Here is a 19,308-nt window from a genome sequence, read left to right as displayed (position 1 = left end):
GGAGCGGACGCGCTTAAGTTTTGTTACACGGAGACACACGCTCGGGGAGTTCACGGCCGTCCGCCGGTCAGACGGCGGCGTAGAGTGAGACGGCGAAGAGAACGATCGCAACCGCCGTGGCACCCACGTCGGACCGCGAGAACCGAAGCGCCGGAAGCGTCGGATTCCACGAGAGACATCGCGCTCTGAGGGCGAGTGCGAACCGATCAGCCCGTTCGAACGCGCGGTTGAACGCCGCGACGGCGAGGGAACTCATCCGGTCGGAAACCGACCGTTCGGTCCCAAGTCGGGCACGGTGGGCATCGCGGATTCGCCCGATGTCCGCCTGCAAGACGGGCAAAAACCGAAAGACGAACGCGACACCCATCCCGAGCAGCCGACCGGTGCGTCCCGGAACGGCCCACTGTATCGCCGCACGGGAGTCCCGAACGGGTGTCGTTCGAACGTACGCGGCGGCGACGAGCAAGACGAGCAGAACCCGATAGCCGGCGAGTGCGGGGGCGACTGCGTCTTCGATGACGAACCACGCACCCCACGAGAGCCCCTCGAGGAGCGGAGCGGCGACGAGGAACGGAAAGACGAATCGAAACTCCCACAGTGCCCCTGATGGTGAGGTCCGGGCGGCGAGCAGGATGGCTAGCGCGACGGCCGTCAACACGGCGAGCCCACGCGGAGTCGTGTAGGCGAACGCCGCGGCGGCGAACCCACACTGTACCGCAAGTTTCGAACGTGGATCGAGTCGATGGGCGAACGACTCGCCCGACTCGTAGCTCAACACGGGCGGACGCCGTACGCCGCGAGTCGATCGTCGTCGGTCGAATCGACCTCGGCGGCGATCCGTCCCTCCGAGAGGACGACGACTCGGTCGACCAGGCCGTCGAGATCGCGGAGGTCGTGGGTGACGACGATCAGGCTCGTTCCATCGGCGGAGAGGGCGTCGAGCCGACTGAGGATCGCCGTCCGCGAGGGGTCGTCGAGCCCGGTAAACGGCTCGTCCAACACGAGATGGTTGGATTCCATGGCCAGCGCGCCCGCGATCGCGACGCGGGCCTGTTGGCCGCCAGATAACCGGTCGATACGTGCGTCACGGTGGTCGGCCATTCCGACCTTTTCGAGGGAATCGCGCACCCGTCTCTCGATCTCTTCGCGGGCGAGTCCGAGGTTCTCCGGGCCGAACGCGACGTCGGCACTGACGGTCGGCGCGACGAAGCAATCGCGGGGATTCTGAAAGACCATCCCGACGGAGGTTCGGGCGGCGACGGGATCGTCCAAAACTGGAGTTCCGTCCACAGCAACCGACCCGCGTTCGGGTTCGAGTAGCCCGTTCAGGTGTCGAACGAGCGTCGTCTTGCCTGATCCGTTGGCTCCGGCGAGAGCGATTGACTCGCCGTCATCGATCCGAAGCGAGATACCATCGAGGGCGGTCGTGTCGCCGCGTCGGCTGACGAGGTCCTGTACCGCGATCATTCCGCTCGGATCGCATCACTCCGAACGATCCCGATCGCCGCCGCCATTTTGACTGCCTCGGCGGGGATGAACACCACCGCACCCGTTATCACGGCGGTCTGTAGTGTCATGTCCAGGTTCCACCACAGGAACGGCACGCCGATTCCGTAAATGACGACGGTGGCTGCGGCCATCCCGACGACGAGGCGACCGATCGACCTGTCGGACAGCGATCGAAGTCCGAACCCGCCGTGAGTGATCACCCCGACCGCGATAGCCGCGAGCGGGTACGAGAAGAGGTAACCACCGGTTGGCCCGAGCAACACGCCGAGTCCGGCACCGCCGCCCGAGAAGATCGGCGCGCCGAGTGCCCCGGCGAGGAGATACAGTACCATCGCAGCGCCGCCCCAAAGCGGCCCGAGAAACAGTCCGGCGAGGAAGACGCCGAGAACCTGCAGAGTGACCGGGGCTGGCGAGAGCGGGTACGGAAACGATACGTACGCGAACGCACCCAAGAGCGCGGCGAAAAGGGCGGCGCGGGCGACGTTGAGTGCGGTTTCGTCTCCGACGAGATCGACGTTCGTCGTTGTGGTGTTTCCCATGGTCGAGACTGTTCGTCAACGGAAATTATAGTATCGGTTTACCATGGGCGCACGCTCCATCGAAATGGAGCCGACCGAACCGCCTCGTCGTGACTCGCCGAGAACGGCGATCGAGGAAAGATCGATCTACCGCTTCAATTCGGGCACGTGGCGCGCACGGTGTTATCTCCGGTTACGGTGACGAAGCAGCCGTTCAACCTGAACGAGACCGACAGATCGATCTCGTCGGAGTGGTTCGCCTGGGTGGCGAGTTTGGTGAGCGATTCCACGTCGATGACATCGTATAGGCGTTCGTCGACGTTCGTCGGATCGACACCGCGTTCCTGTGCGATTTCGCTGATAATACGCCAACAGAGAGTGCTGTTCGAATCGGAGTCCATCTTCGTGTTCTATCGACAAAGACAGGTCCAGGGGGCATCGGCATTGATGAAACGCACATAGTATGTCAAGAAATCGTATACTACATGTGTAGTATCGATGCCGTAGTACACCGGTATCGACCGTCAGCGTCCGGTGCCACCGATAGCGGCCCAGCGATTTCGAAGTCGGGCGTTCGACGCTGTGTCCCGATTCTCCCGCTGAAAACGTATGAATTCCTACGACAATCCCTATCAGTCCTCGAACAGCGCCGAGAAGAGCTTTCGCTCGGTCGTCCGGAGGTGCCTGTTGAAGGTCGGTTGCGTGATGTCGAGCGCGTCCGCGACTTCCTCGCCGGTACTCGCACGGGGCCATTCGAAGTACCCGGAGAGGTATGCCGTTCGAAGCGCCTGTCGCTGCTTATCCGTGAGCCGATCTTTACTCGCACCCGCCAGTTCAGCCATTCCGGCCGTCGATACGTCTGATTCATGGCGAGCGAGGAGTTCAACGGATGGATGCCGCTCGCCGAGACTTTCGACGAGCGTACGAACGTCCGCCGTGCGGGGGAGAACGACGGTGGCGTCGACTCCCTCCGGATCGGCGACGAGTTCCTCGATGCTCACGCCGTAGTCACCCAGCCAGTTGGCGACGGTCGATTCACGCACCGTGACCTCGACGCGGGGATCGGTATCGTCGCCGACCGACCGGACCGCTTCGACGGCGTGAGCCGAAGACGTCAGTCGATCGGGGTCCACCGGCGATCGGAGATAGATCACCGAGCGATCGGTGCCCTTTGGAACCGTTCCGTCGATCCGAAGCTGCTCGTCGAGCGTGGCGGAGAGGCGAGCGAGCAGTTCGTTCGGATCGTCGATTCGAAGATCGAGTTCGACGAGCGCCTCGCTCTGCAGCGAGCGCTTCGCCTCGACGCCGTTGATCGCGTTCGCGACGGTCGTGCCGAACTCCTCGAGTAACTCGCCGAGCGGTCCATCGAAGGCGTCCGCTCGATCGGCGTACACGGAGAGCACGCCGTACTGAAGCCCGTTGTATTCCAGCGGGACGCTGGTGACCGACTGGAAGCCGCGCACGAGCGCTCGTTCGCGCCACTGTGCGTCGTGCAACCCGGAGGAGACGTTCGAGACCACGGCGGGGTCTCCGGTATCGAGCGCACGATGCGTCGGTTCGGCCGTCCCGCCGGTCGAGCCAGCGGCACCCGTCTCGAGAACTCCGAGTCCGTCGAGGTATCCCCCACCGTCACCTGCACGCGCGACGGACTGGATCCCACCGCCGGACCGATAGCATTCACCGAGCCACGCGAACGCGATCCCCTCGGCACTCACGAGGTGATCACAGACCGCCCGTCCGATGTCCTCGAGCGCGTCCGCTTCGACGAGCGCGCCGTTGATCCGTCGAAGGAGGTCGTTGAATCCGTGGAGGCGCTGGAGCCGGCGGTTCCGCTCGGCGAGCGCCTCGCGACGCTGTGACAGTTCGGCTTCGCGTTCGACGCGGCCGAGCGCGGCGATCGCGTTCGCCGCGAGCAGTTCGACGGGTTCGGCGAGCGTCTCAGAATCCGCCTCCGAGCCGAACTCGATCCGCAACAGCCCGTATTCAGCCAGCGTGGCGAACAGCGTTCGTTCCGAGCTCGGTTCGCCGTCGTCGGATCGCTCGATGACGTATCCACTCGGCCCGTCTCGATCGGCCGCGGTGCTCCCGAACTGTGGCCCAGATGCATCGCTCAGTTGGCGAAACGACAGCGCGTCGTCCACGGTGGTATCCTGCTCGACGTCGGCGTCGATGTCGATTCCGGGTGACCCATCCCCCCTCACGAACGCCTCCCATTCGATCGTACCCGGACCACGGCTCTTTGGGTCGTCGCCCGAGGCCTCGACCGGGCGAAGTACCGAACTCGAGGTGTCGAGCAGATACACCGTGACGCACGCAGTCGGCCACACCGAATTCGCGACCGACACGACCGTTTCACAGACAGTGGTCTCGCTGTCCGCGTCCAAAAGTAGCCTCGCCGAACGGTTCAGTTCGCGGAGCGTACGATCGTGGCGTCTCCGATCGGTCGCGTCCCGGAGAATGCCGACCCGTTGACGATCCCCGTTGTCGAATTCGACCGTCGAAAACCGGGTTTCGATCGGTAGCCTCGATCCGTCCTTGCGCTGTATGGACGACTCGATCAGGCCGATGTCCGATCCGTTCGAGCGCAGTTGTTCGAGGATTTTATCGGCCATCGACAGCGTCTCATCGCCCGCGAGCATCGACGCGTGCGAGCCGACGAGCTCCTCGCGGTCGTAACCGGTCATGCTCGTCACGGCCTCGTTGACCGAGGTAATGACGAACGCTTCGTCGAGCGTGTACACCCCGTCGTCGAGCGTTTCGAGGATACGTCTCGAGCGTTTGAGCCCTCGGCGTAAGTCGATACGGTCGCTCGCGTCCTCGACGTAGAGCGTCACGCCATCGGCCACCGGAACCGCTCGGATCCCGACGTGTTCACCTCCCTCGATCATCGTCTCGAATTCTACCACGGCCTCGGTTTGCACCGCATCTCGAACCGCGGCCAGTATCTCGTCGTCTATCTCATGGCCGACTGATCCGAGTGGCTTCCCAACCGCGTCGTCGGGGAGCTGCAAAAGCTCCCCGATCGTTCGGTTTACGCGAGTCACGACCAGCCCCTCGTCCGCAAACAGAAGACCGATGTTCGCCCGATCCAAGAACGCCCCAAATCGGGGAACTAAGGAAGGATCTACCGCCGTATCCGAGGTGTCGGGGAGTGCGATATCCGATCGCTTCCGAACCATGCCGTATGGTCTCGTGTAGTAGTATATAAACGCCCCGACAGATGCGGAGATTTTGCCAGCGTCGATAGTAGTATCAAATAAATATGGACATACCCGATCTCCTTCGCTCCACGATCGACCGGTAATGAAAGCTTAAGCGACGGCACAAACGCCAGAGAGCTCGAATTCGTGGATATATAAATATATTTATTAGAAGAATAATGACAGTCATATTATTAGACTTTTTATTAGTTGATAAATACTGAACAAAAGTGTTATACCATTATGGGAATACTAACCACCCATGGCACACAGGACGGACTGGGCGTCGACGGAGACTGGCCACCATATGACGAGACGGACGAATGGATTGAACCGACAGCCACCGGGCGAATACGAGCGAACGATCGGCGAAGTTGAGCTACCGTCGACGGTGCGGGAGTTCGTCGAGAGATACGACCGAGTAGTTGGCCACCGCGACCGCTTTCTCTGGAAGTGGATCCACAACCTGTTCGACGAGTTCACTTTGAGTTGCGTCCCCCACGACGTGCTCAACGAGGTCCGCGAGCGGAAGAGCCTCTTGACGATCCTCGTCACGACCCTCGATGACCTGGCTGAACGAAACGACGGCGACGACGCGTTCGATCGTGTCCGCTGGATCCCGTTCGCGGAAACGACGCCCGCGAAACGCGACTCCGCCCCCGATATCGATCCCGAGCTATGGGGGTTCCTCAAGGACCTCTGGAAGGCGATTCGGACCGGGATCGAACAGGCACCGCGCTACGCCGAGTTCGCGGATATCTTCGAGTACGACTTCAGACAGACCATAAACGCGATGGAGCACGCCAGATTATTAAACGCCAATCCGGCAATGGCCAACCGCATGGAAACGGACCGATACGACGCGTACAACATGTGTATGTTCCCGTACGCGTGTCTCGACCTGATGTACTCCCCGTCTTTCGAACGACGGGAGTTGGGTGCGCTTCGAAGTCTGTTGTGCGAACTCCAACAGATGGCACGGATCGGCAACTGGCTGACAACGTGGGAGCGCGAACTCACCGAGGGCGACTTCAGTTCGGGTATCGTCGTCTGTGCGATCCGACGCCGCGTCATCACCGCCTCGGAAGCGAGACGCGGGGACATCGATCGACTCGTCGACCGGATCACGACGCACGGCATCGAGGCGGAGTTCATCCGAGAGTGGGAGATCCGACAAAAAGCGTCACGTAAACAGGCGGCCGAACTCCAAAGCATCGACGGTGAATCGCTCGTAGACGGGCTCGAAACGGTAATGAACCACCATCTCGCGAGCGACGGTTACAAGTGACGCGTTCGTCACCGTCGACGCCGAGGGAAGTCCGTTGGGCGGACGGGTCCTAGTCGAGACAACCGCTGCCGAAGCAGTGGCTCACGGAATCGAAAGACACGGATTCGTTTCGGGTCTCAGCCGCTGATGAACTTGTTGTCGCGCCAGTTGACGGTGTTTTCCGATTCGCGTTCGCGGGGATCATCGACGACCTCGACGCTCGCCGATCGTTCCTCGCCGTCGACGATCCGGACGGCGACCAGCTCGTCGTCGACGGCCGCGATCGCGGTGAGCGTTCCCTTCTCGGCGAACTTAGCGAGGTCACACAGCACTTCGAACATCGGATACTGCAAGGCAGTGTTTTGAAGCACAGTCTCGCGGTCGCCCTTGAAGCAGGCGTACTCGACGAGTTTCGAGTTTATTTCCGGCTCTTCCTGCATCTGCGCGCTGTCGCTGAAGCTTCCCCACTGCGGTCCGTCATCGTCGCCGACGGATGCGCCGGCGTCCGGTTCAGGGGGTGTCTCCTGCCATCCGTCTTCGGTTTCGTAGAGCCTGTTCTCGGTGATGCTCGCCTTCAGCTGTGCCGTCGGCGTGTACTTCGAAATGTTGTCCTCGGCGGCGACAGCGCTGACGATGAGCGTGTTGTTCCGCCGTGTCACCTCGACGTCTTCGATTTCGACGGGCAGTTCGTAACCGTCGAAGAATTCGTGAACGTCGTCGAGTTTCAGTTCCAGTGTCGAATGAAGTCTGTATACGCGACTGGTCATGGTATCTCTGTCCCACATCGGGGGGATGTCCCCTGGCGCGAGTGGTACGACCGATTGTAGGAGTTCATTACTTATATCACCTGTCCTTCAGGGTGTGCTGGTATGTCACACCACGATAGCGATCCGTAACGGTCGTTCGATCGCGCAACACACCGGCCGTGGAATTAAGCCGATCGGCGCGCTAGAGAGCGTCGATGACAGACCACTACCAGGTGACGGTCGTCGGCGGCGGGCCGGCCGGACTAACTGCGGCGCTGTACACCACCCGACTCGGCCACGACACTGCGGTCATAAACCGCGGCGGCGGACGGGCGGCGATGATGCTCGATACCCACAACGTCATCGGCGTCACGGAGGAGACATCAGGTAACGAGTTCCTCGCGACGGCGACTGAACAGGTACAATCGTACGGCGCGGACTATTTCCAAGACTACGTCACCGAGATCGAACCGATCGAAACCGCCAATGGCGATGGGTTTCACGTCACGGCCGGGAACGTCGAGGTGACGACCGACCACGTCGTCCTCGCGGCCGGCTTCTCCGACGCCCGTCCGGATCCACCGCTCCCGCGGACAGGAAAGGGGCTGCACTACTGTCTGCACTGCGACGCGTACATGTTCGTCGACGAGCCGGTCTACGTGATGGGCACCGGCGACTCCGCCGCGTACGTTGCCATGATAATGCTGAATTTCACCCCTGACGTCGACGTTCTCACGCGGGGCAACGAGATCGAGTGGTCCGACGAGACCGCCGAACTGCTCGAAAACCACCCGATCGACGTCGTTCGCGAAGAGATCGTCGGCATGGAGAAAGACGACGACGGGTGGCTCTCCGCGTTCGAGTTCGAGGACGGAACCGTTCGGGAGTACCGCGGCGGCTTCCCGATGTACGGTTCCAACTACAACACCGATCTCGCCGAATCGCTCGGCGTCGAGTTGAACGACGACGGCACGATCGCCGTCGACGACCACGGTAGAACGACCGTCGACGGCGTCTACGCCGTCGGTGACGTTACCCCCGGCCACAACCAGATTCCGACGGCGATGGGTGAGGGCGCTCGCTGTGGGATCGGTAACCACTACGATCTCCGGGCGTTCCCCCGCGACCTCGATGCGATCGAGGATCTCGGCCCCGTCACCGAAGCCGACGTGCCGGCGATCTCACAGAGACTCCTCCGTCACGCTGTCACCCACGAGGGGCATCCCGGCGGACCGAGAGAGGAACAGTCGGTGACCAGCGACGACTGATTCTCGCTCGCTCCCGATTTGTGACGCGTCGAAGGACGCCTTATTGCACCGAGAAGCCACCGTCGACGACGAGCGACTCGCCGGTCACGAACGAGGCGTCGTCCGAACAGAGCCACACGACCGCCGAGGCGATCTCCTCGGGTTGACCGAGACGGCCGATCGGCGTCGCGGCGGCCGTCGCGTCTATCGTCTCTGGGTCCTCCTCTTTCGTCCGGGCGACCATCGGCGTGTCGATGACTCCCGGACAGACGGCGTTCACCCGGATTCCCTCACCGCTGAACTCGACGGCGGCCGTCTTGGTCAACCCAATGACGCCGTGTTTGCTCGCGACGTACGGGCTGAGGTTCGGAAAGCCCAACAGGCCGGCGACCGACGCGGTGCTGACGATGGCCCCGCCGCCGTCTTCGAGCATTGCCGGGATTTGTGCGCGCAGACCCAAGAAGACGCCCTCGAGATTTATGTCGATCACCCGGGACCAGTTCTCCAGCGACTGTTCGTTCGTCGACGCCGAGGCGCCCTCGATGCCGGCGTTATTGAACGCGAAGTCCAACCCACCGTACGTATCCACCGCTGTCTCGACCACCGCCTCGACGTCGGACTCGTCGGTGACGTCGGCTTCGACGAACACGGCGTCACCGCCGTCCGACTCGATCTGTGAAGCAGTCTCCTCGCCGCCGTCCGTGTCGATATCGGCGACGACGACCCGTGCACCCTCCGTCGAGAACCGCTTCGCCGTTGCCCGTCCGATCCCCGAACTCGCACCCGATACGATCGCGACACCGTCTTGTATTCCGTTCATGATATATCCCCAAATGGCCGGATCGGCCAATCTTGATGTTAGCTACCAAGAAACATATAGGTGCGGATAGCGGTAAACTACTGCCGACACTCGACCTCTCTCTTATCCCATCGCGATATACGTGTGCGTGTCCTCGACCCCATCGAGCGCCTGGATCGCGTCGGCGGCTATATCCTTGACGCCGGCGGGCGAATCCACGTCGACCTTGGCGATGATATCGATGTCTCCGGCGACGATATGCGCCGAGACGACGCCGTCGATCGCCTCGATATCGTCTCGAAGTCGCCCTGCCTCGCCCGTGTGGGCTTTGACCATGACGTAGGCGACGACCATCTCAGGCACCCCCCTGCGCGAGCACGCCTCCCGACTCGCCGACGATGATCTGTTCGACTTCGCGGAGGACGCCGAAATCGGCGATAGCGACGATTCTATCGCCGACCTCCAGGGAGGCGTCCGCGTCGGGGAGTTGGAGGGGATCGCCGTCCTTGCCGAAAGCGAGCACGCGAGAATCGGCCGGGAGTTCGAGTTCGGACAGCGAGTAGCCGCGCATCGGTGAACCGGGGGTGACGGTGAGTTCGACCAGTTGGAGGTTGTGAGCGATGTCGGCGACGGCCTTGACGCTCCCGCCGACGAGGGCGTTCTTCGCGGCGATCGCACCGAGACGCTCGGGGTAGATGACCTCGTCGACGTCGCCGGCGTACTTGCCGATCATGTACTCGTGATCGTCGTCGTCGACCCGTAGGACGGTTCGGCATTCGTGCCGTTTGCCGACCATACAGGCGATGAAGTTGACGGTTATATCGCCCGAGAGCGCTGCAATTCCGTCGATGTCGTCCAGATTCAAATCGAGGAGCGTCGATTCGTCGCTGCCGTCTCCCTCGATGACTTCGAACCCCTCGTCACGGAGCCGTTGGACTTTGGTCGCGTCGGGTTCGATGATGACGACCTCGTGGTCTTCCTCCCGAAGGACGCGCGCGGTTCGCATACCGACCCGGCCGGCACCCACGATAACGAATTTCATGACACACACTATGCCGACGGTGCTCAAGAATGTTACTCCCTCTCACACTCGTGGGGGTCGACCCCGCCGTGTGGACGGATGGGCGAAGCGTCATGGGATCCAACGTCTCGAGTGGAGCCATCGGTCCGTGGGAGGCATTGATAAAGCCGTGTCGGACAAAAACACGCAACTGCGGACGGGTCCGTCTGCGAATATATATTAATCCGCAAAGGGTTTAATCGTCTGCACGCAAGCGCTCGGTAGAGTTGCCCGCGACAGACGAGACGTTGGCCGACGACGAACCTAGTTCGGACGGCCACGAAACGACGGAGTTGCTTTTGATCAGCGGTCGAGCCGATCTGCCGAGGTCGATTTCAGACGCCGCAGGTCAAGCGGACCCCTCGCTGTCCGTCCGGATCGTTCGGACTGGAGAAGACGGAATGCGAGCACTCACGGGGAAATCGATCGACTGCGTCGTCAGCGAGTACGAACTTCCGGACACGGACGGACTGGCGCTGTTCGACGAACTACGGACGATCGAAGCGGACGTACCGGTCATCCTGTACCCGAAGCGCCACGCCGATCGAATGGCGACACGCGCCGTCGACGCGGGGATCACGAGGTACCTCCGACAGTCGACCGATACGGACGATCACGCCGTACTCATACACGCGATTCGTCAGACGATCGACGGTCGACAGACTGCCGAGCGGGCGCGCAGTCGCTTCAAGAGCACGCGATTGGATCGGGCGATCGATGCCGCGGGACACGCCGTGTTCATCACCGATCCCGACGGATACATCCAGTACGTCAACCCGGCGTTCGAGGAGATCACGGGATACAGCGCCGAGTTTGCGATCGGATCCACGCCGCGGATACTCAAATCGGGACGGATACCGGAGCGGTACTACTCGACGCTTTGGGAGACGATACGCTCGGGTGACGTCTGGTCCGAGCCGATACTCAACCGACGCCGATCCGGCGAATTATACCACGCGGAGGAGACGATCGCCCCCTTCACCGACGAGTCGGGGGAAATCGAGGGATACGTCGCCGTTCAGACGGACGTCACGGAGCGGATCGAAACTCGCGAGCAACTCGAGACGTTCAAACGGATCGTCCAACGCGTCGACGACCCGATCATGATTCAAGACGCCGAGGGCAAGTTCGAGCTCGCAAACGACGCCGTCGGCGAGTACGCGGGCGCGCCGAGTAGCGAACTCATCGGCTCGGACGAGTTCGCGTTCATGGATCGAGCGGCCGCCGAAGCGATCGCCGAGCGGAAACGGCGTGTCCTGGAGAACCAGCAACCGGAGACCTACGAGGTGAGGCCGACGCTGCCGACCAAGGGCGAACGGTCCTTCGTCACGACCAGATATCCGAAGCGTGACGAGCGCGGGAGCGTCGATGGTACTATCGCCATCTGTCGAGACGTTACCGAGCAACTCGAACGCGAGCGGCAGCTCAGAGTCCTGGTTCGGATCCTCCGACACAACATCAACAACAAGATGTCGATCGTCCTCGGCAACGCCGAACTCGTACGCGACGAGCTGGACGACGGGGACGAGACCGTCACGGACCGCATCATCGACGCCGGACAGGAACTCGTCACCCTCGCCGAGACGAAACGGAAGATCGTCGGCCTCCTCGTCGATCCACCGGAGAACGGGTCGATACTCATCGGAGCGATGCTGGATCGAATCGCCACCGACGCCCGAAAGCGGTTCCCCGAGAGCACGATAGCGGTGGACTGTCCGGCTGGGCTCCGCGTTTCGGCGGTCCCACAGCTCGACGAGGCGATAGCCGAACTGGTCGAGAACGCGATCGTTCACGCCGAACGGGACGATCCCGCCGTCGACGTAACCGTGCGTCCGGACCGAAGAAACGACGACGTAGGGATCCTGATCGCCGACAACGGTCCCGGCGTTCCGGAGGTCGAACGCGACGTGTTGGCCCCCGATGCGGAGCTCTCACAGACCCATCACGGACGCGGACTCGGGCTTGGGTTCGCCGACCAGGTGCTGAAAGCGTCTCAGGGCTCGCTGGATATACGCGAGACTCCGGACGGGTCGATCGTCGAACTTCGATTGCTGGCCGCACCCGCCGGGGACGCCGGCTAACGTGTTCGGATGTCCGGGAAAGACTTTTGCTCAGTGACAATGACTCACATACATGATGCGTGCGTTCATTATGGTGAAAGCCGGGACGGGACACGCCGAAGCGCTTGCCGGCCGACTCGGCGAACTCGATCACGTCACCGTCGCGAACGTCGTCGCCGGGAACTTCGACGTGATCGTCGAGGCCGAGGCCGAGGAGGTGTACGACATCATCCACTCCGTCGCCACCCGCATTCGGGGATTCGAAGACGTCGAGGACACGAAGACGTACGTCTGTCTCGAGTGAGGACGAGCTACTCGTTTTGGTTCTCGTTCCCGTACGGGTCGTCGTGTCGGTCCAGCCACTCCCGAATCGCCTCGCGCTGTCGATCGAGCGCCGGTGTCGCCTCGGCGTACGCCCACTCGAAGAGGTCCTCTGGGTCTCGCGTCGCTCGCTCCGCCTCCTGAACGGCAGCGTCGAGCTCGTCCTCGACTGCTGCCCTGACCGACTGGACGAGATCAGCATCGAGTACGTCGCCCGACAGGAGATATGCCTCGAACCGTTCGATCGGATCGGCCGTCCGCCACTCGGGGAACGACGCGCGGTCGCGATACCGGCTCGGATCGTCGCTCGTCGTGTGCGGGCCGCGCCGATGGGTGAGGCTTTCGACGAGCACCGGAAGGCCGGCGCGGGCCGCCGAGAGCGCCTCTCGAACGGTCTCATACACCGCGATCGGATCGTTGCCGTCGACGCGCTTTCGGCCGATCCCGTAGGCGTCGGCTTTTTGCGTGATCGTCCCGCTGGCAGTCTGTCGGGGTTCGGGCGTCGAGATCGCCCAACCGTTGTTCTCACAGAAGAAGACGACCGGCGCGTCGAAGACGCCCGCGACGTTCAACCCCTCGTGAAAGTCGCCCTCGCTCGTCGCGCCGTCGCCGAAGTAACAGAGGACCGCCTCGCCGGTATCGCGATGCGTCGCGGCCATCCCGATGCCGACGGCCTGCGGGATACCCGTGGCGATCGTGATCGACTGCGGAAAGACCGGAACGTCGTGTCCGGAGCCGTACTCCGGAAAGCCGCGCCGGAATCGAAGGATGTCCGCCATCGGAACGCCTCGGGCCAACTGCATGGCGTTGGACCGATACGTCGGGACGAGCACGTCCTCGTCGGCCATCGCCGTCGCCGCGCCGACCTGTGACGCCTCCGCCCCTTCGAACGGCGGATAGCCGCTCATCCAGCCGCGTCGTTGGAGCGAGACGGCCCGCTCGTCGAAGACGCGAGCGCGGACCATCGATCGGAGGAGCGACCGAGCCAACTCGCCGTCGATCCCGCTCGGAGCGCGTTCGCCGATCACACGGTGCATACCGGGGGGACGGGCCAGGGGGTAAAAATCGTAGCGACACCGAGGAGTGACGGCCGTCGAACGTCGGCGTTCAGGAACGTTCCGCGAGGAGGTCCTTCCGGTAGTGGTTCGGGAAGTCCAGATACGCCTCGAGTTTCCCGCGAGGATCGTCGTCGACGTTCGTGCCGTGGGTGACGACGGCGGTGTCGAACGACAGCGAGAGGAGCCTCTCCAGATTCGTCTCCGCCTTTCGGCTGTCCCACGTGTATATCGCGGGCGGCGGCAGCAAGAATCCGGCCGGAAGCCCGCGGCGATCCGACCCATCCAAGATATCGGTACAGAGCAACAGCGATTTTTCGGGGATATGAATCCCGCAGATCCCTTCGGTGTGACCGGGGACTTCCACGACGGACACGCCGTCCGCTATCTCGTCGCCGTCGGCTACTTCGGTGACGGACGCGTCGCCGAAATCCACCTCGTCGAGCGGCTCGTTCTCGGGGACGAGCACCTCGGGATCGTACGTCTCTATCACCCGCTTGACGTTGCCGACGTGATCGCCGTGGGCGTGGGAGACGAACAATCGGTCGACGTCGCCCCGTTCATCGAGGAATTCCGGGAGACTGTCCCACTCCGACTCGGGGCCGGTATCGACGAGGAGATTCGCCTCGGACAGGTAGACGACCTTCGAGTGGGCGAGTCGCCGCTGATACACGCCGGGAGCGACTTCGGTTGACATTGTGTCTCAATATCTGGCGTTTCGATCGATATATCTTGGGGTGTAGGGCACGCCGAACGATCTACTCGAGAAGGCCAGCGGCGATCTCGCGCGCCGTCTCGATGACCTCGGCCTCGGGTCGCGTCGCGTCGATCCGGTGGAATCGGCCCGGTTCGGCATGCATAAGACGCTCGTAGTTCTCGCGCACGTCGCGTAGATACGCCGCGGTCTCGAACTTGTTCGTCGCGCCGGCGCGCTCGGCCCCGATTTCGGGCGGCACGTCGAGATACAGCGTCGCGTCCGGGGGCCGGGTGAACGGCTCGTGGATCGCTCTTATGTACTCCATCGGCTCCTCGATCGCGCCGGCGAGCGTCGCCCCCTGATACGCGTATCTGGAATCGGAGTACCGATCGGAGACGACGGTGTTCCCATCGTTGAGCGCCGGGCGGATCACGCGGGAGAGATGATCCGCGTGGTCCGCGGTATATAAAAACAGCTCCGCGATAGAGTCGGCGTCGTCGTCGCCGATCGATCGATAGACGGCGTCGCCGTACCACGAGTCGGTCGGCTCTCGGGTGAAGACCGTGCGCTCGGCGGGAAGCGTCGATTCGAGCGCCTCTCGAACCGTTGTCTTGCCACCCCCGTCGATCCCTTCGAGCGTGATGAGCATACGGCGACGATCGGAGCGGCCGTATATTATACTGATTATCGTAGCCGACAAGCGGGTTCGTCCTCGACTCACCGATCCCGCTCAAGCACGATGATCAGCGCTAGCGCCGTCGCTCCGGGCGTGTACATCGCGAAAGAACCTCGTCGGCGCGAAAACGCGGCTACTCCTCGTCCTCGTCGATGTCGACGCTCGCCTCTTCCTCGGCGGCGACCTCTTCGGGTTGGGCCTCGACGCGCGTCTTTTGGATCTCGACGCGTCGAAGCGGGTAGATCGTCTTCGCCTGGCTGTACATCGCCGAGGAGAGTCGCCCCTCGACGATGCTCTCGACGAGCCCCTCGAAGGTGCGCTCGGCGGCGGCCTCTTCGACCAGATCGACCATCGTCTTTCGGATGGCGCGCTCTTGGCTGTGGTCCGCGCTCTTGGTCGTGTAGGCGACGGGCTGGACCTGCACGCGGTAGTCGTCCGTCGTCAGGACGGTGACGAAGGCGTCGACCTTCGAGGTGCCGCGGCGGGTGAGGCTGCGCAGGTAGTCACGGGTGAGTTCGTGTTGAACGAAATCGGTGTAGGCGGCGTCGCTGCCGACGTCCGTGATCTGGAACGTTAGCTTCGTGTTGTTCTCGCTCGGGTCGTTTTTCAACTCGCCGAGGGTCGTCTGGATGGTGCGGTCGTACACCATCTCCGGTTCGTCCGCGGGTGTTTCACCGAGTTCGGCCCGGTCGAACATCTCGGGGGCCATCACGGTGTACCATCGTTTCTCCTGTTTCCGCTTGGATACTGAACGTTCGCTCATGATTGAATTGTCGTGTCGGTTATTCGCTGTGCAACTGTGAGGTTCGAAACGTAATCGTCGACCGTCGTCCGAAGGCCGCCGGTCGTCTCGCGCCGTATCGTCGTGACGACGGCTCCGCCACCGGAGCCCTCGGAGTCGACGCGCGTCGACATCTCGTCGGTGTTGTCGGGGGCGATCGCCGCGGCGATCACGTCGGGGTGCGCGTGGACCGTCCGGATCGTCGCTCGGCGGTCCTCGGCCGTCATAGCGCCTCCCTGAACGCCGCGGTGAATCCCGAAATCGTTCCGTCGAAGGTCGCTACGCCGTGTGTGTCTCGGACGAGTACTCGGCCGCCGAGAGCCGTCTCGGCCGCGCGAAACGGGGCGTCAACCCCGGCGCCGACGGCCGCGGCTCCGCCGTCCGTCACGGCGAGCGCGATCGGTTCCGGCGATCGGTACCAAAAGCACAGTCGGGCGACGGTTCCGAGCAGCGCCGGCGAAGCGTCGTCGATCCGGACGACGTAGACGCCGTCGTATCGGCCCGTGTCGGCCTCCCGAAGCGCCGTGTGCGCCCGCTGGCCGTGGGCGCGCCAGGCGTCGATCGCGGCAGTCTCGACCTCGTGGCCGAGCGCCAGCGCGATGCCGGTTCCGGGCTGCGTCCGGGCGAGCGCGTCGAGCACGTCGGCCAAACCGCCGAGCGTTTCAAAGCGATCTGTGACGTACGGGCGAAGCGCCCGTTCGACCGCCTCGGCCGCGCGCGGCGGCGCGCCCTCGATCGCCGACAGCGCGACGAGGGAAGCGAGTTCCCGATCGTCGGGGGCGTCGAGCGTCGAAAGGACGTCTTCGACGGCCCGTCCGTCGCCCGAAAACGACGCGTGAAGGAGCGTCGTTCCGGCCAGTCCTTCGATCGGATCGCCGATCGGGATCGCGACGCCGGGACGGCGGTCGAGGTCAGCCCGTTCGAGGGGTCGTCCCGACGGTTCGACGCCGGCGCAAATCGAACCGGCGAGTGCGAGTTCCGGATCGACCGCCTCGGGGGCGAACTCGGTGACGATGTTGGCCGCTTCGACGGCGAGGGAGTCGTCGACGACGACGACGTCGCCGGCCGGGTGGCCGATGGCGACGGTGCAGTCGGCATCGGTCGCCGGGGAGTCGGGGACGGCCGCGAGGCTCGCCTGATAGGGAACCCCGGCGGCGTCGAGCCCGCGGGCGACGAGCCCGGCCGCGGCTAACGCGTCGCCGTCGGCGGTCCCGACGAGCCGAACGAACTCGGCGTCGGTGAGCGCCGCGGCGACGCGGGAGCGATTTTCCTCCGGATGACCGGCTGCCGACATCGGATTACTCCAGCAGCTCTTTGGCTTCGTCGTACTCGTACGTGAACGATTCGTCGAGTTTGTCGCCGCGGTAGTAGTCGACGAGTCGGCGGATCTTCGACTCCGTGTTCTGGAGCGCTCGCTTGTTCTGGGCGTCGCCGGGGTTTCGCTCCATGTGATCGCGCAGGCCGACCGCGCGCTGCATCAGGTTTCGGAGGTCCTCCGGTAGGTCGCCGGTCGAGTCGTTGTCCTCGAGGATCTCGGTGACCTTCCTGCCGGTCGCGAGTTTCACGTCCGGGACGGGAACACCCTGAACGCCCTCGTCACGGAGTTTCAGACCGATCTGGCTGGGTCCGTACCCATCCTCGGCCAGTTCGACGACTCGCTCCTCGATCGCGTCCTCGTCTACGTCGCTCCACTCCGGTGGTTCGTCTGCCGCGGGGCGGTCCGATCCGGACGACCCTCGGCGGCGTGAATGCATTCGTGCCATTGTTTCTGTGAATTGGAACTGCACGGACCGCTCCTAACGGCGCTGGTCGCCGCGACGGGAGATACCGTCCCGGCAGCCGCGCCAGCACTACCGCAATCCCAAGCCGGCCAATCGACCGGCGAGTCGGACTTACGGTCGCGCGGTTCCCGTCCGTACTTCGTCGGGTCGGACACAAAACGGTTTCTACTCGGGGTTCGGGGGAATTATCCCGGCGTCCCATCCAGAAACCACCGAACCCGAGCGGCGACCCCCGACCGGAACGCCGACATGTCGACCGACGACGCGCCGTCGAGGAGTCGCGTGTGATGCTCGCGGACGATTTCCGCCATCGCTCGATCGTACAGCGTCTCGACCGTCGCCGCCTCGCCGTCGGCCTCGAGAGACGACGTGAGCCGGCGGAGTCGGTGGTCGGTGGCGTACGTCTCCGCCAGTTCCGCCGCGGAGGTGTCGGGCGAAATTAGATCTGAGCCGGTCCCGTCGTTCGTCGGGGCGTTGGAGTTGAGGATCGTCGCCCGACCACGGCGTTTGTTCCGGATGACTACGCCCGCCGCGGGACCGTCGTACCACGCCGAGTCCGGGACGGAGTACGACTCCGGATCGAAGTCCCGCGTGTGCAGTTCCCGGGCGAACGCGTTGACCGGATCGAGACCGAGCCGTTCGAAGATTCCCTGAGTAGCGCCCGGTGGACGAAACGCGTCCGCTCCGGTCGAGTAGACGTCGAATCCCAGAAACGACGGCAGCCGATCCCAGTCGTACTCGATCGCGTGTCGGTGGGTCGAAACGCCGAAGAAGACGACCGACTCGACGTCGTCGACGGCGTTTCGGAGCGCCCCGCGGTCGAGTCGACGTTGGACGTGCCTGACCGCGTGTTCGTATGGGGCCGGAATCGCGTCTGGATCGTCGTAAACGCGGGTCCGATCCCCGAACCGAACCAGTCCCGATTCGCGGAGCTGAAACCGGAAGAGCGCGCCGTCGATCTTTTCGAGCACCCACAGGTGACCGGATTCGAACATCCCGTCCGGAGCATCTTCGACGCTCGGAATCGACGGATACCGCTTCATGTCACGGGAGGTATCTGACGCTCACGACGCCCGGTTCGCTGCGGATCTCGACGCGGTTCACCTCGAGGCGCGCGGCGCGGACCAGCGTCGCCTCGTCGTCCAGCACGTCCTCGACGGCTGCCTCGGTGGTTTCGTCGGGGACGGTTAGCACGTGTAGTTCGCCGATCCCGGCCCGCTCGCGTCTCGTCACCTCCCCGGCGGCCTGCTCGGCCGCGAGCTCGCGTTCCTGTTCGGTCGGCGGTTCGGGGCTCTCCTCGATGGGGAGATGTCGTCGCGTCTCGATCTCGACGAGCCGGTACGTCACCTCCATCGGCGGTTCGGGTTCGAGCACGCCCTCGATGACCTCCGATTGTTCGACGCCGGGATTGCCCCCGAGCGTGTGGACCTGTCCACGGTCGACGTCTTTCAGTACCGCCGCGTCGGCGTCGGCATGCGTCACCACGAACCGTCCCTCCTGTTCCATACGGGAGGAACGCTCCCGTCCCTTTTTGGGGTTTCGGCGACGACCGGTCTCCGCCCGATCCGATCGTCAACACCTTTGTCACCCG

General features: G+C 63.4%; 22 protein-coding genes. 4 read left to right on the top strand and 18 right to left on the bottom strand.

Annotation, left to right across the window (positions count from 1 at the left end):
• Nucleotides 1-67: 67 nt before the first annotated feature.
• From R6U53_RS03520 to R6U53_RS03500, 5 genes are all read right to left on the bottom strand, one after another.
• Complete coding sequence (locus R6U53_RS03520; protein ID WP_410320985.1) at nucleotides 68-778, bottom strand: energy-coupling factor transporter transmembrane component T family protein; 711 nt, start codon at nucleotides 776-778, stop codon at nucleotides 68-70.
• Complete coding sequence (locus R6U53_RS03515) at nucleotides 772-1,467, bottom strand: energy-coupling factor ABC transporter ATP-binding protein (RefSeq protein WP_410320984.1); 696 nt, start codon at nucleotides 1,465-1,467, stop codon at nucleotides 772-774. Before R6U53_RS03515 ends, R6U53_RS03520 begins: the two co-directional genes overlap by 7 nt.
• Complete coding sequence (locus tag R6U53_RS03510; RefSeq protein WP_410320983.1) at nucleotides 1,464-2,048, bottom strand: biotin transporter BioY; 585 nt, start codon at nucleotides 2,046-2,048, stop codon at nucleotides 1,464-1,466. The genes R6U53_RS03515 and R6U53_RS03510 overlap by 4 nt, the downstream gene beginning before the upstream one ends.
• Nucleotides 2,049-2,182: 134 nt before the next feature.
• Nucleotides 2,183-2,428, bottom strand: a complete 246-nt coding sequence (locus R6U53_RS03505) for a HalOD1 output domain-containing protein (RefSeq protein ID WP_410320982.1) — start codon at nucleotides 2,426-2,428, stop codon at nucleotides 2,183-2,185.
• A gap of 231 nt (nucleotides 2,429-2,659) precedes the next feature.
• Entirely contained in the window at nucleotides 2,660-5,206 is a 2,547-nt protein-coding gene (locus R6U53_RS03500) for a bacterio-opsin activator domain-containing protein (RefSeq protein ID WP_410320981.1), read from the bottom strand.
• 283 nt (nucleotides 5,207-5,489) lie between these two features.
• Between R6U53_RS03500 and R6U53_RS03495 the strand changes: the two genes are divergently transcribed.
• The gene (locus R6U53_RS03495) at nucleotides 5,490-6,515 is read left to right on the top strand and encodes a hypothetical protein (protein ID WP_410320980.1); all 1,026 of its coding nucleotides are present in this window, start codon (nucleotides 5,490-5,492) and stop codon (nucleotides 6,513-6,515) included.
• A gap of 116 nt (nucleotides 6,516-6,631) precedes the next feature.
• Here R6U53_RS03495 and R6U53_RS03490 read toward each other — a convergent pair whose 3' ends face one another.
• Nucleotides 6,632-7,261 carry a hypothetical protein gene (locus R6U53_RS03490; RefSeq protein WP_410320979.1) on the bottom strand — a complete coding sequence of 210 codons (630 nt, stop codon included), beginning with the start codon at nucleotides 7,259-7,261 and terminating at the stop codon, nucleotides 6,632-6,634.
• Nucleotides 7,262-7,455: 194 nt separating this feature from the next.
• Between R6U53_RS03490 and R6U53_RS03485 the strand changes: the two genes are divergently transcribed.
• A complete protein-coding gene (locus R6U53_RS03485; protein ID WP_410320978.1) occupies nucleotides 7,456-8,508 on the top strand; it encodes an NAD(P)/FAD-dependent oxidoreductase in 1,053 nt (350 codons plus the stop codon).
• 40 nt (nucleotides 8,509-8,548) lie between these two features.
• On the opposite strand, the gene R6U53_RS03480 is transcribed toward R6U53_RS03485, so the two are convergent.
• The 3 genes from R6U53_RS03480 to R6U53_RS03470 form a co-directional block, all read right to left on the bottom strand.
• Entirely contained in the window at nucleotides 8,549-9,307 is a 759-nt protein-coding gene (locus R6U53_RS03480) for an SDR family oxidoreductase (protein ID WP_410320977.1), read from the bottom strand.
• A gap of 102 nt (nucleotides 9,308-9,409) precedes the next feature.
• Nucleotides 9,410-9,640, bottom strand: a complete 231-nt coding sequence (locus tag R6U53_RS03475; RefSeq protein ID WP_410320976.1) for an Lrp/AsnC family transcriptional regulator — start codon at nucleotides 9,638-9,640, stop codon at nucleotides 9,410-9,412.
• A 1-nt stretch (nucleotide 9,641) separates the two neighbouring features.
• On the bottom strand, nucleotides 9,642-10,328 hold the full coding sequence (locus tag R6U53_RS03470; protein WP_410320975.1) for a potassium channel family protein: 687 nt from the start codon (nucleotides 10,326-10,328) through the stop codon (nucleotides 9,642-9,644).
• 245 nt (nucleotides 10,329-10,573) lie between these two features.
• Here R6U53_RS03470 and R6U53_RS03465 point away from each other — a divergent pair, with 245 nt between their 5' ends.
• Together R6U53_RS03465 and R6U53_RS03460 are read left to right on the top strand one after the other, a co-directional pair.
• Nucleotides 10,574-12,427: a PAS domain S-box protein gene (locus tag R6U53_RS03465; protein WP_410320974.1), complete on the top strand. Its 1,854-nt coding sequence runs from the start codon at nucleotides 10,574-10,576 to the stop codon at nucleotides 12,425-12,427.
• 55 nt (nucleotides 12,428-12,482) lie between these two features.
• On the top strand, nucleotides 12,483-12,710 hold the full coding sequence (locus tag R6U53_RS03460) for an Lrp/AsnC ligand binding domain-containing protein (RefSeq protein WP_410320973.1): 228 nt from the start codon (nucleotides 12,483-12,485) through the stop codon (nucleotides 12,708-12,710).
• Between the two features lie 7 nt (nucleotides 12,711-12,717).
• On the opposite strand, the gene R6U53_RS03455 is transcribed toward R6U53_RS03460, so the two are convergent.
• The 9 genes from R6U53_RS03455 to R6U53_RS03415 form a co-directional block, all read right to left on the bottom strand.
• A complete protein-coding gene (locus R6U53_RS03455) occupies nucleotides 12,718-13,764 on the bottom strand; it encodes a thiamine pyrophosphate-dependent enzyme (protein WP_410320972.1) in 1,047 nt (348 codons plus the stop codon).
• 70 nt (nucleotides 13,765-13,834) lie between these two features.
• Nucleotides 13,835-14,479, bottom strand: a complete 645-nt coding sequence (locus R6U53_RS03450) for an MBL fold metallo-hydrolase (protein ID WP_410320971.1) — start codon at nucleotides 14,477-14,479, stop codon at nucleotides 13,835-13,837.
• 61 nt (nucleotides 14,480-14,540) lie between these two features.
• Nucleotides 14,541-15,128, bottom strand: a complete 588-nt coding sequence (gene tmk, locus R6U53_RS03445; protein ID WP_410320970.1) for a dTMP kinase — start codon at nucleotides 15,126-15,128, stop codon at nucleotides 14,541-14,543.
• A 160-nt stretch (nucleotides 15,129-15,288) separates the two neighbouring features.
• Nucleotides 15,289-15,918 carry a 30S ribosomal protein S3ae gene (locus tag R6U53_RS03440; protein ID WP_410320969.1) on the bottom strand — a complete coding sequence of 210 codons (630 nt, stop codon included), beginning with the start codon at nucleotides 15,916-15,918 and terminating at the stop codon, nucleotides 15,289-15,291.
• A complete protein-coding gene (locus tag R6U53_RS03435; RefSeq protein WP_410320968.1) occupies nucleotides 15,915-16,163 on the bottom strand; it encodes a KEOPS complex subunit Pcc1 in 249 nt (82 codons plus the stop codon). The genes R6U53_RS03440 and R6U53_RS03435 overlap by 4 nt, the downstream gene beginning before the upstream one ends.
• Nucleotides 16,160-17,230 carry a hypothetical protein gene (locus tag R6U53_RS03430; RefSeq protein ID WP_410320967.1) on the bottom strand — a complete coding sequence of 357 codons (1,071 nt, stop codon included), beginning with the start codon at nucleotides 17,228-17,230 and terminating at the stop codon, nucleotides 16,160-16,162. Before R6U53_RS03430 ends, R6U53_RS03435 begins: the two co-directional genes overlap by 4 nt.
• Before the next feature lie 4 nt (nucleotides 17,231-17,234).
• The gene (locus R6U53_RS03425; protein ID WP_410320966.1) at nucleotides 17,235-17,699 is read right to left on the bottom strand and encodes a 30S ribosomal protein S15; all 465 of its coding nucleotides are present in this window, start codon (nucleotides 17,697-17,699) and stop codon (nucleotides 17,235-17,237) included.
• A gap of 203 nt (nucleotides 17,700-17,902) precedes the next feature.
• Nucleotides 17,903-18,760: an RNA ligase family protein gene (locus R6U53_RS03420; protein WP_410320965.1), complete on the bottom strand. Its 858-nt coding sequence runs from the start codon at nucleotides 18,758-18,760 to the stop codon at nucleotides 17,903-17,905.
• Nucleotide 18,761: 1 nt separating this feature from the next.
• The gene (locus tag R6U53_RS03415) at nucleotides 18,762-19,223 is read right to left on the bottom strand and encodes a DUF5812 family protein (protein WP_410320964.1); all 462 of its coding nucleotides are present in this window, start codon (nucleotides 19,221-19,223) and stop codon (nucleotides 18,762-18,764) included.
• Between the last annotated feature and the right edge of the window lie 85 nt (nucleotides 19,224-19,308).

This window comes from Natronomonas sp., from assembly GCF_046483325.1.
Taxonomy (GTDB): domain Archaea; phylum Halobacteriota; class Halobacteria; order Halobacteriales; family Haloarculaceae; genus Natronomonas.
The sequence above is the reverse complement of the archived record's forward strand: the minus strand, read 5'-3'. Positions and strand labels throughout refer to the sequence as shown.